Annotated in this window: 12 protein-coding genes; 6 read left to right on the forward strand and 6 right to left on the reverse strand. The window is 50.9% G+C overall.

What is annotated here, in order from left to right; translation table 11 throughout:
- Nucleotides 1-174 precede the first annotated feature (174 nt).
- The 3 genes from ACETK5_RS29290 to ACETK5_RS29300 all read left to right on the forward strand — a co-directional run bounded on the left by ACETK5_RS29290 (nucleotide 175) and on the right by ACETK5_RS29300 (nucleotide 4,145).
- On the forward strand, nucleotides 175-1,203 hold the full coding sequence (locus ACETK5_RS29290) for a DUF2332 domain-containing protein (RefSeq protein WP_326111035.1): 1,029 nt from the start codon (nucleotides 175-177) through the stop codon (nucleotides 1,201-1,203).
- A gap of 234 nt (nucleotides 1,204-1,437) precedes the next feature.
- Nucleotides 1,438-2,826, forward strand: a complete 1,389-nt coding sequence (gene fumC, locus ACETK5_RS29295) for a class II fumarate hydratase (RefSeq protein ID WP_326095011.1) — start codon at nucleotides 1,438-1,440, stop codon at nucleotides 2,824-2,826.
- A 284-nt stretch (nucleotides 2,827-3,110) separates the two neighbouring features.
- Nucleotides 3,111-4,145 (forward strand): hypothetical protein, encoded by a 1,035-nt coding sequence (locus ACETK5_RS29300; RefSeq protein WP_326111033.1) that lies wholly within the window; start codon nucleotides 3,111-3,113, stop codon nucleotides 4,143-4,145.
- A gap of 149 nt (nucleotides 4,146-4,294) precedes the next feature.
- Here the strand turns inward: ACETK5_RS29300 and ACETK5_RS29305 are convergent, their stop codons facing one another.
- The 6 genes from ACETK5_RS29305 to ACETK5_RS29330 all read right to left on the reverse strand — a co-directional run bounded on the left by ACETK5_RS29305 (nucleotide 4,295) and on the right by ACETK5_RS29330 (nucleotide 12,064).
- Entirely contained in the window at nucleotides 4,295-4,849 is a 555-nt protein-coding gene (locus tag ACETK5_RS29305; RefSeq protein WP_394059420.1) for a hypothetical protein, read from the reverse strand.
- Between the two features lie 123 nt (nucleotides 4,850-4,972).
- Nucleotides 4,973-6,562: a PTS sugar transporter gene (locus ACETK5_RS29310; protein ID WP_394059422.1), complete on the reverse strand. Its 1,590-nt coding sequence runs from the start codon at nucleotides 6,560-6,562 to the stop codon at nucleotides 4,973-4,975.
- Between the two features lie 151 nt (nucleotides 6,563-6,713).
- Nucleotides 6,714-8,066 carry a hemolysin family protein gene (locus ACETK5_RS29315; protein WP_100541041.1) on the reverse strand — a complete coding sequence of 451 codons (1,353 nt, stop codon included), beginning with the start codon at nucleotides 8,064-8,066 and terminating at the stop codon, nucleotides 6,714-6,716.
- Between the two features lie 814 nt (nucleotides 8,067-8,880).
- Nucleotides 8,881-10,740 carry an LTA synthase family protein gene (locus ACETK5_RS29320; protein ID WP_394059543.1) on the reverse strand — a complete coding sequence of 620 codons (1,860 nt, stop codon included), beginning with the start codon at nucleotides 10,738-10,740 and terminating at the stop codon, nucleotides 8,881-8,883.
- Nucleotides 10,741-11,006: 266 nt separating this feature from the next.
- The gene (locus tag ACETK5_RS29325; protein WP_100541039.1) at nucleotides 11,007-11,696 is read right to left on the reverse strand and encodes a CidB/LrgB family autolysis modulator; all 690 of its coding nucleotides are present in this window, start codon (nucleotides 11,694-11,696) and stop codon (nucleotides 11,007-11,009) included.
- Entirely contained in the window at nucleotides 11,693-12,064 is a 372-nt protein-coding gene (locus ACETK5_RS29330; RefSeq protein WP_100541038.1) for a CidA/LrgA family protein, read from the reverse strand. The genes ACETK5_RS29325 and ACETK5_RS29330 overlap by 4 nt, the downstream gene beginning before the upstream one ends.
- A gap of 126 nt (nucleotides 12,065-12,190) precedes the next feature.
- Between ACETK5_RS29330 and cidR the strand changes: the two genes are divergently transcribed.
- From cidR to ACETK5_RS29345, 3 genes are all read left to right on the forward strand, one after another.
- Nucleotides 12,191-13,081 (forward strand): cidABC operon transcriptional activator CidR, encoded by an 891-nt coding sequence (gene cidR, locus ACETK5_RS29335; protein WP_394059425.1) that lies wholly within the window; start codon nucleotides 12,191-12,193, stop codon nucleotides 13,079-13,081.
- Between the two features lie 99 nt (nucleotides 13,082-13,180).
- Nucleotides 13,181-14,812, forward strand: coding sequence for a catalase (locus ACETK5_RS29340; RefSeq protein ID WP_394059427.1), 1,632 nt, complete (start codon nucleotides 13,181-13,183; stop codon nucleotides 14,810-14,812).
- A 195-nt stretch (nucleotides 14,813-15,007) separates the two neighbouring features.
- A complete protein-coding gene (locus ACETK5_RS29345; RefSeq protein WP_326111024.1) occupies nucleotides 15,008-16,051 on the forward strand; it encodes an oxidoreductase in 1,044 nt (347 codons plus the stop codon).
- Nucleotides 16,052-16,091: the final 40 nt, after the last annotated feature.

A 16,091-nucleotide genomic window follows, 5' to 3' on the forward strand; every position in this document is an offset into this window, starting at 1 on the left:
ACAGCATCTTTTAGTAGAAGAACCGGCCTTTGGGGTCGGTTCTTCTTTTTTTGTCTTCATCTTATTTTTCTTAATCAGCCCGATAAAAGATCAAAATCCACGCGCATCCTGGAAAGATGTAACATTAGTCTTAAGCAGGATAAAGGGTTAATTACAACTTTAGGGGTGTGATGTATGGTGGTTCATAAGCGGATGGTCAACGTGTTTCGTCATTTTGCTGAACGGGAATGTCCGGGCTCCAGTGTGTTCTATGAGTATTTGGCGCGCCATATAGCCGATGATGAAGAGGTGCTGCAAGTCGCTGCTTTTGTTCCTGCAGGCCAGCCTGTACCCAATATGCTATTTGGCGCCGTTCAATATTTGCTGCTCCAGGGTGAGGGAGCGGAGCTGAGGGCATATTACCCCGGCCTTGTGGAGCATCCGAAGGAAATGAGCTCCTGTTATCCCCATTTTCGTTCATTTGTGCTGAGGCATGAGACGGCTATTATCGGAATACTGGAGAGCAAGCGGGTACAGACGAATGAAGTCCGCCGCTGTGCGTATTTGTATCCGGTGTTCTGCTCGATCTATGACAAGGTCCGTAAGCCGCTTGCCTTGGTGGAGCTTGGAACCAGCGCCGGCTTGCAGCTGCTGTGGGATCGATACAGCTATTCCTATGGAGACGCGGCGAGTTACGGCCTTGCGGGGTCGAAGGTTCATATCACATCGGAGATCAAGGGAGGGCGCACGCCGTTCCTGCTGGCTTCCAGTCCTCCGGTCGTCTATCGGATGGGGATCGATCTGCATGTGAATGATGTGCGAAACCCGGAGCATTTGTTGTGGCTGCGGTCTTTAATCTGGCCGGGTAATCACGACAGGGTATCCATGCTGGAGCATGCGGCAGAGGTGCTGAAGCAGCAGTCCGGGATCCAGTTCCGGGAAGGGGATGGGACCGCGCTGCTTCCCGATATCGTGAAGGGCATCCCGGAGGAGGCCGTCATTTGCGTATTTCATACGCATGTGGCCAATCAGATTCCGGAGGCGTCCAAGCAAACACTGCGGCATCACTTAAATGAAATCGGAAGCGTCCGCGATATCGTGCATGTCTATAACAATATGCAGGATGAAGATCTCCATGCGGACTATATCCTCGGGGGCGTGCGAAGCGAGTTTACGGTCGCCCGGACGGATGGGCATGCTCGCTGGTTTGAGTGGCTGTTGTGAAGCGGGAATATTGCCGGTAGCTTGAATAATCACGGCGAATCGTGTGATACCTCTGCCGTTTCAAGCGAGGCGGCGGTGAGTAAGCGAGCCAAGGAGGCAGCCGAACCAAGGCTTTAAGCATGGAAGTCGCAGCTGTTCATCCCGTCTGTTTTTTTCTTGGGCAAGTCTATGTCATAATAGGAGAGATGGAATATAAAGCGCTTAAATTCAAGGAAGCCAAAGGAGGAAGTTGGGATGGATTATCGTATTGAGAAGGATACCCTGGGTGAGGTTAAAGTGCCTGCGGATAAGCTATGGGCAGCGCAGACACAGCGCAGTTCCGAGAATTTCCGGATTGGAACCGAAACGATGCCGAAGGAAATCATTCGGGCGTTTGCGATATTGAAAAAGAGCGCAGCCATTGTGAATGGCAAGCTCGGCAAGCTGGATGCAGACAAAGTGGATGCGATTACGACCGCCGCCGACGAGATTGTGGCCGGCAAGTGGGATGAGCACTTTCCGTTGGTGGTTTGGCAGACCGGCAGCGGCACACAGTCCAATATGAACGTGAACGAAGTCATTGCGAACCGTGCGAATCAACTGCTTGAGCAAAAAGACAGCGCCCTGCGCGTTCATCCCAACGACGACGTCAACAAATCCCAAAGCTCTAACGATACGTTTCCGACGGCGATGCACATGGCCGCGGTCGTGGCCGTGGAAGATCATGTGCTGCCCGCGCTGCGCCGCTTGAAGAAAACGCTCGAGAAGAAAAGCGATGAATATAAGGACCTGATCAAAATCGGCCGTACGCATCTTCAAGATGCCACACCGCTGACCCTCGGACAGGAAATCAGCGGCTGGCACCGGATGCTCGAGAAGTGTGAATTGATGCTGGCTTCCGCCGTAGAACCGCTGCGTGAGCTGGCTATTGGCGGTACTGCCGTCGGTACCGGCATTAACGCTCATCCGAAATTCGGAGAAATGACGGCTGCCGAAATCAGCATGCAAATCGGAAAAAGCTACACGTCCGCCAGCAACAAGTTCCATTCGCTGACCAGCCATGACGAGATTGTATTTGCCCATGGGGCGCTGAAGGCGCTGGCTGCCGACTTGATGAAAATCGCCAACGACGTTCGCTGGCTGGCAAGCGGTCCGCGTTCCGGGATTGGTGAAATCTCGATCCCTGCCAATGAACCGGGCAGCTCCATCATGCCGGGGAAAGTGAACCCAACCCAGAGCGAGGCACTCACGATGGTGGTCTGCCAAGTGATGGGCAACGATGCCACGATCGGTTTTGCAGCAAGCCAGGGTAATTTTGAGCTAAACGTATTCAAACCGGTCATCATCTATAACTTCTTGCAGTCCGTACGCCTGCTGTCGGATGCCATGGACTCGTTCGACCAGAATTGTGCGGTCGGCATCGAAGCCAACCTAGACGTTCTCCGTGCAAACATGGAGCGGTCGCTGATGCTGGTAACGGCTCTGAATCCGCATATCGGATATGAGAATGCCGCGGCCATCGCGAAAAAGGCACATAAAGAAGGGACAACGCTTCGCGAAGCCGCGCTGGCAAGCGGTTTATTGAGCGGAGAGGATTTTGACCGGATCGTTCGTCCGGAAGAAATGATCCATCCGAAGGAGTAAGGCCCAATGTTTAGAGCTTGATCGGAAAACAGGCCTCGGTTGAACCCCAGCCCATTTCACCACGGTGAAGTGGGTTTTGGTTTTTAGATGATAGAATGATAAGGTTTCAGGGAAGCTGAACCATATTTGATAATCGCAGGGCAACCTTATTCTAAACGCGGTCTGCCTTCTGTGAGAGAACATCGATAGAAATTTTTCTTCTCCCAAGCTCCACAGCGGTTATAATAGGGTGTCAGGATTTGACCATGATTCACAAACCATATGCATGAAGGACGGATGATAACTTGAGGAAACATCAATGGATTGCCACGCTGCTCTCTCTGATCTGCACCGGGCTCGGGATGTTTTATATCGGGACGCCGGGCATGATGATAGGCGGAACGCTGCTTATGGCGCTTCAGGGAGCGGCTTTGTTTATTTTTTTCATGACATTGGGATTTTTGGGCATGCTGATTGGTCCAATAGCTATTGGGCTTCATATTATAGGTCTGATTATACCGGTTATTTACTTCAACTACCGATCGCCCAAGAAACCGATGTTCGACGAGAAGCGGCGGCGCCAACTATCCTCTCCTTGGAAAATCATCGTGCGGACGGTGATCGGACTGGCCTTGTTCGCCGGGGCCGTATACGCGGGGTACACCTCGGGATCTGCTCCGTTTATGAAGACGGCTGCTGAGAAACGGGTGGTTCAAGAAGCGGCAGAGTCCTATCTGGAGCAGAAGTACAACGAACCCTTTAAGGTAACGGACGTGGACTATACCTGGGCCACCAGCTCGTATCAACTTCGAGCCCATCCGGAACAGGAGCCTGAGCTGGTATTCACCCTTAACAGTAATGATAGCAGCCCCCCAACCATATCGAACGATATATATCTGAACCTGCTGTGGGGGCAACAGCTGAGAGACCAGCTGAAACCTCTGCTGGCTGAGCTTTATCCGGACCAGGCGTTTGCGGACGCCTATGTCAACGCCGATTTCGACACGGTTGAGCGTGATTATAACCAACTCGCAAATGCCGACGGAAATGTCAGTCAGAATATCCGTTTAATCGTATTCGCGGATTTGACGGCGAATAACTTGGCGCAGGAGAAGGAACGGGTGCTGGAGCTGATTCGGCGGCTGCCTTCGGTGACGGTGCCGGGGGAGACGGACCTTCACATTGAATATTATGGGGCGGATTTGAAGACGCCGGACCGTGTGAAGAAGCTAGAGCAGGATTTGGATATGAACGGGAAACAGAGCACTCATATTTTCAGAGAGTTTGATATTTCGAAAATCACGTCCACGGATGACATTGAAATCAGAGGACTGGAATGAAGAATGTGAAGGTTTTGAAAGATTGAAAGATTGAAAGATTGAAAGATTGAAAGGTTGGATTGCCTCCATTCAGATTAAAAGCCAGGCGGAGTTTGTGACTCTGCCTGGCTTTTTAAGTATTCGTAAGGGGAGTAGATATATGGGGGGCTTCAGCGCAGGGACAGGTGAATGGTGCGCCCTTTCTGGGTCTGCGTCATGGTCAGCTTCAGATTTAAGGCTGTAGCCATGTCTCGGACAGGTACGTAGAGGGTGTTCTTTATGAAGAGGGGCCCGTCGTACTTACTCTCATCGAGCATGCAATGGTCCGATTCTTCAGGGCATAGCTTGGCCGGCTTATAAATGTCGATATCGTTCACATTCATCTCTTGCGTTGCACGCCGGACGATCGTATATCCCCATCTGTCGTTGCCCCATACCGATACCGGGGGATTGTTCGCAGCCTTCAAGTCATACTGATGAAAGTTGTCTAACTCCTTCTTCAGCGTATAAGAGATTTCATACCCTACTGCATCGGCTAAGGACTTGAGCGGAACGTACGCCTTGCCTTTGTGAACTTGCACGTCCGTCATGAGGGTGTCTGCCGCCTTCACGGAATAGTCTTCCGCGTCGTTAGCGGCTGCTTGTTCGCTGTTCCAGATTAGCGAAGCGGCTAGCAGGACACCTGTCAGCGCGAACAGCGATATTCTTCTGAATTTCACGATCATAATAACCTCCTTCCGTTATTTCGAATAGGTATAGGCATCGAATTCAGGAGCCTATCTATAATATAAACTCTTTTTCAGGCCAATTGGTTAGCTAAAATCCTGCATATTGGAACTAACCATGTACTACATACTGACGGAGTTCTTCGCATCTCGATAACCGGACAGTTTGTTTACGAAGAACGTAATAAGGAACGAGCAGAGCATGCTGGCTGCCATGGAGATCAGGAAGCCAATGGTGTTATTCGATGTGATGGGACCGATGAAGGAAGGCACGTAGGCGGTTCCCCGAACGCCGAATAAACCGACGAGCATGCCGCCAAGACCTGCGGAAGCAATCGCTCCAGCGAACACAAGCTTGTTCGAAAACATGAAGGGGTAGGCGGCTTCAACGAAGGTGCCAAAACCCATATTGATGGCAAACCCGGGAGCCGCTACGGCCGCCTCTCCCTTATCCCGAGGGGCGATAATGTTGGCCAGCGTGATGCCTGCGGACACCATCACCAGACCAACCATATCGACTGCCCCGAGGAAGCTGTTGCTTGTCGTCTCCATCTCCAGCAGTACAATCGGCAGGATGGCCGCATGATAGACGCCGCCAATGATCGCGGGCCAGATCAGCAGGCCTGCAATCAATCCGGCAATGGCCGGGCTCCAAGAAACAAGCGTTTCGATCAGGAAGCGGATGCCTTGTCCTGCACTCAGCGCAATCGGCGCAATAAGGAAGTAAACCAGCAACCCGGCAATCAGTCCGGATATACCGCCTGCCACGATGTTGACCGTGGTTGCGGGGAAACGCCACTCCACGCATTGACGGAACACGTAATGGACGATGATCCCTGCGCCAATTCCGCCAATGATGCCTCCGATAATGCCCCCTTCGACGGAGAGGACACCTGCCACGATGCCTGCCACGATGGATACCTCGTCCAGTTCGGACACCTGCTTGGCTGCGATAACAGCGACGATGACCGGCAGCGCCTTGATCAATAGATCAAACACCTCGGTCAGCGAGGATAACCCCGGAATTTTGCTGACTGCCAGGATCAGGGCCATGCCGATGAAACCGGGGAGGGATGCCATCATAATGCCCCGAATATTGATTCTCCGCCATGGCGACGAGCTTCCTGGCGCCCCGTGAAGGTTCGCGGTTGCATTTCCGATGACCGGCCGGTACGTAAGCCGCCAATGCTTGCTGAGGGAAGTAACAAAGGTGACCGCGCGGGTTCGGTTGGTTGTTCCGGTTGTACCCGAGGCGGCGATGACATGCGCGCCTTTGGTCTGTATGATGGCCATGGAAGTTCCGCCGGTACCGGTCACTGGCAGTCGGAATTTAGCAGCAGCCTCAATGGCGTGCCGGTTGCTGCCCTCAGAGTCGGCACTCATGACGATAATGCCGTCAATTTCGCCGAGTTCAATCTGCTCGGCAATCTCTAGGTCCAGACGTTCAGCCGCTTGATTGACCTGCCGAAGCGTACCTTCCGCGATAATGACCGGCTCCCCTTGAGAAATGCTCCAGCTGTAAAGAGCAGCAGGCGTTGTATCCTTAGCTGCATCCATGGAGACCTGGGCAGCGATAAACTGCAGTGCCCCACAGGACAGGCCTGCGCTCTCCAACTGCATCAATATCTCATCCAGCAGCTTGCGCGGGTCTTTGCCGCCGAGATTGTACAGATTGCCGCCGCTGCTTCCAATGATAGCGATTTGACGATTCATGACTTGCAGCCCCCCATATGTATGAAATTAGATTATTTCTATATTACAGCAGAGTTATAACTTATTAAAGTGTTAAAATGTTTTGCCGTCATGCGAAAAGCCGCCATGCATAACCCGGTAAGGGCTGCATGGCGGCTTGGCTATTTGGTATTTATTCGTTGTTTTCGCTTGCGGCCGCAACGGCAGCTGCTTCTTCCGCTGCTGTTTCGGGTGTTTCTTTAACGATTTGCAGCTTCGTGTAGCGGTGAGTCTTCTTCTCGATCACGGTAAATGTCAGGTCACCGTAACTCCATGTATCGCCTTTGGCAAGCTCGGAGTTATGTCCGTACAACCAGCCGCCGATCGTATCCAGGTCATCGGTGCTCAGGTCGGTATGAAGCAGGTCGTTGATCCGGTTGATGGATACCTTGCCGTCGGCAATAATCCGGTTCGGCTCAGGTTGAGTCAACTCGCGTTCTTCATCCTCGTCGAATTCGTCGCGGATCTCCCCGACGATCTCCTCCAGAATATCCTCGATGGTGATCATCCCGGAAGTGCCGCCATATTCATCGATCAGGATGGCCATATGCGTGCCTTCCTGCTGCATTTTGCGAAGCAATTTCTTGATCGGAATCGCTTCGGATACCGTCATGGCCGGATGAATCAGCTTGGTCAAGTCGATGTTGGAATTGTCATCGAACTCCAGGAAGAACTGCTTGGTGTTCACCATACCGACGATCTGGTCCTTGTCACCGCGTACAACCGGAAAACGGGTGTACTGCTCGCGCTTGATGATCTGCAGATTGGCGGCAAGCGGCTTATCCACATACAGGCAGATCATATCGGTGCGGGGTACCATAATCTCCTTGGCAAGCATATCATCAAAAGCAAAAATTCGGCTTACATAACCGTATTCGGCTTGGTTGATCTTTCCGCTCTCATAGCTGTCGCTCAGAATCATGCGGAGTTCTTCTTCCGAGTGAGCTTCTTCGTGCTCACTGGCAGGATGCATGCCGAACAGACGAACGATCTTGTTGGCGGATCCGTTCAGCAACCAGATGAACGGGTACATGATCCGGTTAAACCAGATAATAGGTGTCGCACAGATGAACGACACGGCTTCCGCTTTATTAATAGCAATCGTCTTCGGTGCAAGTTCACCGATAACGACGTGAATATAAGTCATGATAATAAATGCAAGCAAAAATGAGATGAGCGATGCGATAGCGGCAGGAATGGAAAAGCTATCAAACACCGGGTGAAGAATTTTCTCGATGGTCGGTTCCCCGAGCCAACCAAGACCGAGTGCCGTGATGGTAATTCCCAGCTGACACGCAGACAGGTATCCATCCAGATTCGAAGTTACCTTTTTGACGGCGAGCGCGCCTTTGCGACCTTCCATTACCAATTGGTCTACCCGGCTGGGACGAAGTCTTATAATAGCAAATTCCGTCATAACGAAAAAAGCGGTAGCTGCGATAAGCACAGCGACTAAGAATAAATTTAAGCCTATACTGTCTTCCAAACAAAACACATCCTTTTTTATCTGATCCGAATTAGTTTTTTAATAACCATCACTTACTATGCATGGCTGCCAACATAATTCGACCGGAATTTTAAAGGGTCTAGCATCATGTGCTTGAGGAGCAGAAACATACCGGTATCCGTGCGGAATGTAACGATATGCAAGGAAAGCAGAGACACATGGCGTTTTGACTCCGGCATCAACCGAACAGGTTCCGGGCTCTTGGGTACCGGCGTTGGCGATGGAAGAGTCCCTTCAGACGCTTCCATTCCCTGCGTAGCGGCAGCGGAATCCGTGATGTCCACCAGAGGAACATGCGTAAATAAAGCAATCAGAAGAAGGCCAAGTGTTGAACATATAATTCTGTTTATCCTTCGTATGGGGTCCAAGTCGGATCGTCACTCCTACAATTCATAATCGATTTGTTCATAAAAAATATATGGCTTAATTGTCAGCGTATGAGTATGAAGTCTTTCGAGTTGTTGTACGTAATTTCACCACGAATGCGGGTTTCAAAACAAGGTATATTGTTAAGATGATAAAATTTACAAGTTTCAGCGAAGCGTAAGCAACTCTTTAATCGCATTTATAGTTTTGGGGTCCCCGCAAAGTATTTGGAATAAGCATCGAAGCAAAGGCTCCACTTTGTGGGGCTATTTTATTAATCATAAGAAAAAGTAAGCCACTATGTCAAATAACCGTTGCCTTCGGCTGTATAAACCCTTATACATCAAGGGATTCCGGCGATACTCTACCAAGTGAAAATAGGACAACCCTCCGATTATCCGAAAGAGTTGTCCTATTAAGCAACGGGCTATTTATGGTATGGCAGCTGTCTGATATAGCTGTCCGACAGATGAAGCAGCTGCAGCGCGCGTTCGAATTCTTCCTTGGTCGCCTGGGTCTTCTTCTCGTCCGCGTTCGGAAGCGGATGCTTGGTCCCATCCTCAAAGCCGATTCCCGGAATGTACAGGGTCGTATTGTTGATAAATGTACCGGATGGAAGGTAGTACCGTTCCGGCAGCAAGTTATTATCGGTGTGGTTTAACAGATCCTGACCGAAATGAAGCTGATGGTCCATCGATACGCCGAGGAGGTTGGCCACCGTCGGCAAGAGGTCGATCTGCCCGCCGACTTGCTCCTTCACTTCCGGCTGAAGACCTTCTCCATGGATCATAAGCGGGATATTGATCATATCTCCGGAGTTATAATCACGGCCATAAATTTCGTGCATCAGCTCTTTATCCTTGTTGTCCAAGGAATAAATCGGCAGTCCGAGGTGGTCGCCGTAGAGAACAACCAGGCTGTTATCCCACACGCCGTCTTTCTTCAGCTGCTCAATGAATTTACCAAGCGCATCATCGGCATAATTCTGCGAGCGGATGTAGTCGCCGACGAAGGTGCCTTCATATCGCTCCGGCAGCGTCATCCGATATTTATCTTCGGGAATCGTAAACGGATGGTGAGCCGACATGGAGATGACTTGGGTATAGAACGGTTTATCGGCTTCGTCCATCTTTTTCAGCTCGGCCGCCGTTTTGGAATACAGGGCATCGTCCGAGGCACCGAAGAACAGTTTATCTTCATCACCGAAAAACGCTTTATCGTAATAACGGTTGAAACCGAGGGCCTTGTACAGCTCTCCGCGATTCCAGAATTCCACTACATTGGTGTGGAAAGTGGCCGTATCATAACCTTCCCCTTGCAGCAGTCTCGGCAGGCTTGGCAGAACTCTGTCTGCATAATGCTGCGTTGCCGCACCACGTGGCGGAATGTAGAATGACGTATTCACCACAAACTCGGCATCCGAGGTATTCCCCTGACCGACATTCTGGTAGAAGTTCGGGAAGTATAAGCTCTCTTTGGCGAGTTTGTTCAAGTTAGGCGTAATTTCTTTACCATCAATGTTCAAACCGATTAAGAACTTCTGGAAGGACTCCATCTGGATGATTATCAGGTTTTTCCCTTTGGCTGCACCCGAGAGCAAGGCTTCCTGATCAGCCGCTCCGAGGCCCTTCAATTCATTGACTTTATTCTGCGTGATGGTCTTGGCATCCACGAGCTCTTTGTTCTCCTGCTGGAAAATCGTGTAGGCTTCGTAGTTAAGAATGCCCATTTCCTGAGCCTTCACGATTTCGTTCATGCTGGCGCGGTTCGGCATAATCTGGAACAGGCACAGCATTAAAGAAACGACAAAAACGATAGGAATAATCTTGCGCTTTTCTTTCTTGGCATGCCGAATCTTCCATTTTTTAACGCGGTCACTGCGCCATAATAGAAAAAACATACCGATGATATCCGTGAAGATCAGCAGATAGTAAGGGTCCATCAAGGAGAACACGCTATTGCTTACCGCGGTTACCTGATTGACCTGCTCCAGCGCATGATACGTAACAATGACACCGTAATATTTATAATACATAATGGCTGCAAAGAATATGGCGGTCAGCAATAAGTTAACACTCATATAGGCAGCGAGCTTTCGCTTGGAAGCGAACCATTCGATCAAGCTGAACACAAGCCAAATAAAAGGGATTTCCGTAATGAGCGGTTTCCATGGCATGACATCATCAAAAATGACCATCCAGGCTACGTAGCTTTTGAGCAGCATAATGACAGAGAAAAATATAAAAGGCTTCGTAATCGTTAACCGAAACCGCGAGGTGGAGAACACCTGTATCGCCTTCCTTTCAATGCCGCCGTACACCATTTTTGAGAACTGCAGCGGCGATCCGTTATTTAAGAATCGATAGACGTTATTCTTACTGTTGATATACATTCCGTATACCATTTATTTTACAAAATGAATGAACAGAACTATTATGACCTCTTCGGAGGAGGTTGTCAAAGAGTTAAAGTAAGTCATTGAGCTTCTTATAACAACATGAAAAAGACAGCGAAAAAACCGGCCATCGCCGGTTTTGTCAGGGCCTTAGCAGATTAATAAAGAAAAGACATGATCAGCGGTGCGGTTCCAAGGGTGAAGAGAGCGGCGACGATCATCGAAATGCTGGAGATTGTCCCCGAAAGGGAGCTGAATTCAAATGCCTTGGAGGTGCCGGTTCCATGGGCGCTGGTCCCAAACAGCACGCCTCTTGCGATATCGCCCCGAATCCGGAAAATTCGCATGACCGCCGGTCCGATCATGGACCCCAGAATCCCGGTCATAATGACAAAGACGGCCGTCATGTTCGGCACGCCCCCAATGACCTCGGAGACATTCATGGCAATGGGGGTTGTTATGGAGCGCGGCACGAGGCTGGTGGCCAGCGAGCTGTTCAGATGCATCCATTTGGCGAGGACTGCAGAGGATAACATCGCCAGTACCGATCCGGTCAGCACGCTGAGCATAATTTCGGCTGCATGCTTTTTAAGGGTTTGGAAGTTTTTGTACAAAGGCACAGCAAAAGCGATCGTAGCTGGTCCGAGCAGCTTGCTGATCCACTGCGCCCCTTCATTGTATGATTCATAGGATATCCCCGTTTGTGTCAATATCACAACAATCAGTACAGGGGTGATAAGGAGCGGCGATAAATAGACCTTTGGCAGACGGCGATACAGTTTTTTGGCTCCTCCGTAAATCCCGACCGTCAATAACAAGCCGAGAATGAACGTCAACAGGATATTCATGGTGTTTTTCGCTCCTTTCTGGATGAGATGAAGCCGGCAGTCAGTCCAGAGCTGACCATCACAATGACGGTGCTGAACAAAACCACGGCCAGAATCTGGAGCCCTTCGGCCTCCAGCATCGGGAAATATTTCATGATGCCAACCGCAGCAGGGATGAAGAACAGCAGCAATTCGGCGAGCAGCCAATTGGCGCCAAGCTCGATCCACTCCAGGCGGAGGACTTTGGTTTCGAGAAGTATAAACACAACAACGATTCCGAGAATGCTGCCCGGAATCCCTATATTCAGCCAAGCGGCCAGTTGATCCATCCCTAAGGAGAGAAGCATGAAACCGGCCACTTGGAGCGTTCCTTTCAGCATGTTGATCATGACCGGCCTCCTTTATTTTCATTGATATTGAAATTTTACAACGATAATTTTCATAGGTAAAATGCATATATCGAATGATATGCATTCCATTTATCTATACATACAAGAAACCGGAGGGAGTATCGGATGGATATACGGCACCTGGAGTATTTTCTTGAGGTAGCGAGGAACCAAAGCTTCACCAAAGCCGCCGAGAAGCTGTATATTACTCAGCCAACGATCAGCAAAATGATTCGCAACATGGAGGACGAGTGGGGCGTAACCTTGTTTTACCGGCAGGGCAAGCGGATTGAGCTGACGGATGCGGGTCATATCATGTATCAGCAGGCGCAGCAGATGGTGGATTCCTTTCAGCGGGTATCGGCCGAGCTGGAGGATCTCATGAACCTGAAGCGCGGCCATCTCCGTATCGGGCTTCCGCCCATGGTAGGTTCAAGCTTTTTTCCTGAGGTGATCGGGCAGTTCCACCGGGAATATCCGAAGATTACCATTCAGCTGATTGAGGATGGTGCCAAGAAGGTCGAAGCGGATGTGGAAAGCGGTCAGACGGATATCGGCGTCGCGGTGCTGCCGGTCAATGAAGACGTATTCCACTATTATTCCTTTGTGAAAGAGAAGCTGAATCTGCTTCTGCATCCGTCCCATCGGCTGGCAGGAAGAGAGCATGTACACCTAAATGAGCTTGCCGACGAGGCATTTGTGTTGTTTCGAGAGGACTTTACGCTGCATGACCGGATTATCCGCGAATGCGTCAGCGCCGGCTTTGAGCCAAGGGTGGTCTATGAAAGCTCACAGTGGGATCTCATCAGCGGCATGGTGGCCGCCAATCTGGGTATTGCACTGCTCCCGGAGACGATCTGTAAGGAAATCGATTCTTCTCGCGTGACGATACTGCCACTGGATAATCCCTCGATCCCCTGGCAGCTTGGAATGATCTGGAGGAAGGACCGGTACCTGTCCTTTGCCGTCAGGGAATGGATCAGCTTTACCCGCGCCCTGCTGGGTGAGCAGGATTAAGTTTGTTTTAAACGAATGGACATTTCATACATTTTCACGACTTGGACATAATATCCATAGTAAGAGAACCCATTTTACAAGCCTTATATCCAAGGAGGAATGACATTCGTGAGTAACCAAGAACATGATGGTAATAATGGAACGAGCCCAGGACGGGAAGATTTTGCCCAGAACCGCGGCGAAACGGAGCGGGAGGATACGCTGACGAACCGCCAGGGACATCCTATTTCGGATAATCAGAATGTGAGAACGGTAGGGAATCGGGGACCGATGACCTTGGAGAATTATCATTATCTGGAGAAAATCACGCATTTTGACCGGGAACGCATTCCGGAGCGCGTCGTGCATGCTAGGGGTGCTGGAGCTCACGGTTACTTTGAAGCTTACGGAAAAGTGGGCGATGAGCCTGTTTCGAAATATACCCGGGCCAAGCTGTTTCAGGTTGAAGGCAAACGCACGCCGGTGTTTGTCCGGTTCTCAACCGTCATCCACGGTTCCGGCTCACCGGAAACGCTTCGGGATCCGCGCGGGTTTGCCGTGAAGTTTTACACCGAAGAAGGCAACTGGGATCTGGTCGGCAATAACCTGAAAATATTTTTTATCCGCGATCCGCTCAAATTTCCGGACATGGTCCATGCGTTCAAACCGGATCCGGTATCCAACGTTCCGGGGCCTGTCGGCATGTTTGACTTTGTATCCCGTTCCCCGGAAGCGACGCATATGATCACGTTTGTGTTCTCCCCATGGGGCATTCCGGCTAACTACCGCCAAATGCAGGGCTCTGGTGTGAATACATACAAATGGGTCAATGCAGATGGCGATAGTGTGCTGATCAAATACCATTGGGAGCCGCTCAAGCAAGGCATTAAGAACCTTACGCAGGAAGAAGCAAGCAAGATCCAGGCTATGAATGACAGCCATGCAACACAGGATTTATATGAGGCCATTGAACGCGGGGATTATCCGGAATGGGAGCTATGCGTTCAGATTATGAGCGATGATGAGCATCCGGAGCTGGAATTCGATCCGCTTGATGCAACCAAGCTGTGGCCGGCAGATCAATTCCCGTTCCTGAAGGTAGGCAAAATGGTGCTGAACCGCAATCCGGAGAACTACTATAACGAAGTGGAGCAAGCGGCCTTCGGTACGGGCGTGCTGGTGGATGGACTCGATTTCTCGGACGACAAGATGCTCCAAGGTCGCACATTTTCTTATTCGGATACCCAGCGGCATCGGGTAGGCACCAACTATCTGCAGCTGCCGATCAATGCGCCGAAGAAGCGGGTCGCTACCAACCAGCGCGGCGGACAGATGTCGTATTACGTGGATAAGGCACCAGGCCAAAGCCCACATGTGGATTACGAGCCATCCATGACCGACGGTCTGGTGGAAGCCGCGCAGACAGCGAAGCCGCATCAGCCCCATTATGATGCCAACCTCGTCCGGCAGAAGCTGGACCGTACGCTGGACTTCAAGCAGGCAGGGGATACGTACAGAGCCTTTGAGGACTGGGAGCGAAACGACCTGATTAGCAATCTGGTGGGTGCGCTCATCCAATGCGATATCCGGATTCAAGACAAGATGGTGGAATATTTTACGAATGCGGATGAGGATTATGGACGCCGCGTGCGGGAAGGTCTCGAGCAGGCCAGAAAGGGCTCGAACGAGACGGTCCGGGAGCAGGCGGTAGAGGATGCAAACCGCATGGGCCATGAGGCGGATCCTTACTAAAATTCTCCAGGTCGAAAGAGGTCTCCAGGTTATTTTTTGCAATTGCAAGAAGAAAGCCGCCTGCACAGCGATGGACGTGCAGGCGGCTTTACCATTTGAGGTTGTAAAATATTTGCGGAATGTTAAGATGTTGCAAGGAAACCAAGCGATACATATCGAATCAACATAGAACCATGGGAAGAGGAGGCTTGCTTTATGGCAATACAAGCGGGAATCATCGGCTACGGCCTGTCCGGGTCGGTGTTTCATGCACCTATCCTGAGAAGCGTGCCGGATTACGAAGTCCACACGATTGTATCATCAGATCCGGACAAGGTTCACAAGGATTTGCCGGATACGGCGGTTGTCGATAGCGTGGATGAGCTTTTGTCTAATCCGGATATTGATGTTGTCATCATTACGAGTCCGAATGCAACACATTACGAATATACCCGGTTAGCCATCGAGGCACGTAAGCATGTGGTCGTCGAGAAGCCGTTTACCGTAACATCCGCAGAAGCAGACCAGCTGATTGATCTGGCCAAGCAGAAGGGCGTGCTGCTGACGGTATATCACAACCGCCGCTGGGACAATGATTTTCTGACGGTCCGCAATCTGCTGGAGACGGGAGCGCTCGGCAAGCTTTCGATTTATCAGTCGCAGTTCAGCCGCTACCGTCCGGAAGTGCAATCGGAGCGGTGGAGGGAGCAGGGAATACCCGGGTCCGGCATCCTGTATGATTTGGGTTCGCATCTGCTTGATCAGGCGCTGTTCCTGTTCGGTCTGCCGGAGACGCTGTGGGCGGATTTGAGAACGGAGCGCAAAGGGTCCAAAACCCATGATTATTTTCATCTGGTGCTGGGTTACAAAACGTTTCGCGTTATTCTGCATTCCGGTTCGCTGGTACGGCAAGCCGGCCCGAAATTCGAGCTGCACGGGGATAAAGGAAGCTTCCTGAAATATGGAACAGACCCTCAGGAAGGCCAGCTGAAGCAGGGAATGCACCCGGGGGATGCGGGCTGGGGCGAAGACCAGCCGGACCAGTACGGGGAGCTTGCTACCGAGCTGAGCGGGCTGGCGGTTCAGGGCGAGATTGAGACGCTGCCGGGACGCTATCAGGCCTTTTATCAGGGGTTGGCCGAAGCGATTCTTAAGGATGGCCCGTTACCCGTTCAGCCTGAAGAAGCCCGTAATGTCATCCGCATGATTGAGTATGCACTGCAGAGTTATCAGAAGGGCCGATTGATCAAGATTACGTAAAAGCCGCTGCATCTGGTCCCCGGGTCGTCGTTGATTAACA

Source organism: Paenibacillus ilasis, assembly GCF_043195395.1.
GTDB classification, from domain to species: Bacteria; Bacillota; Bacilli; order Paenibacillales; family Paenibacillaceae; genus Paenibacillus_AQ; species Paenibacillus_AQ lautus.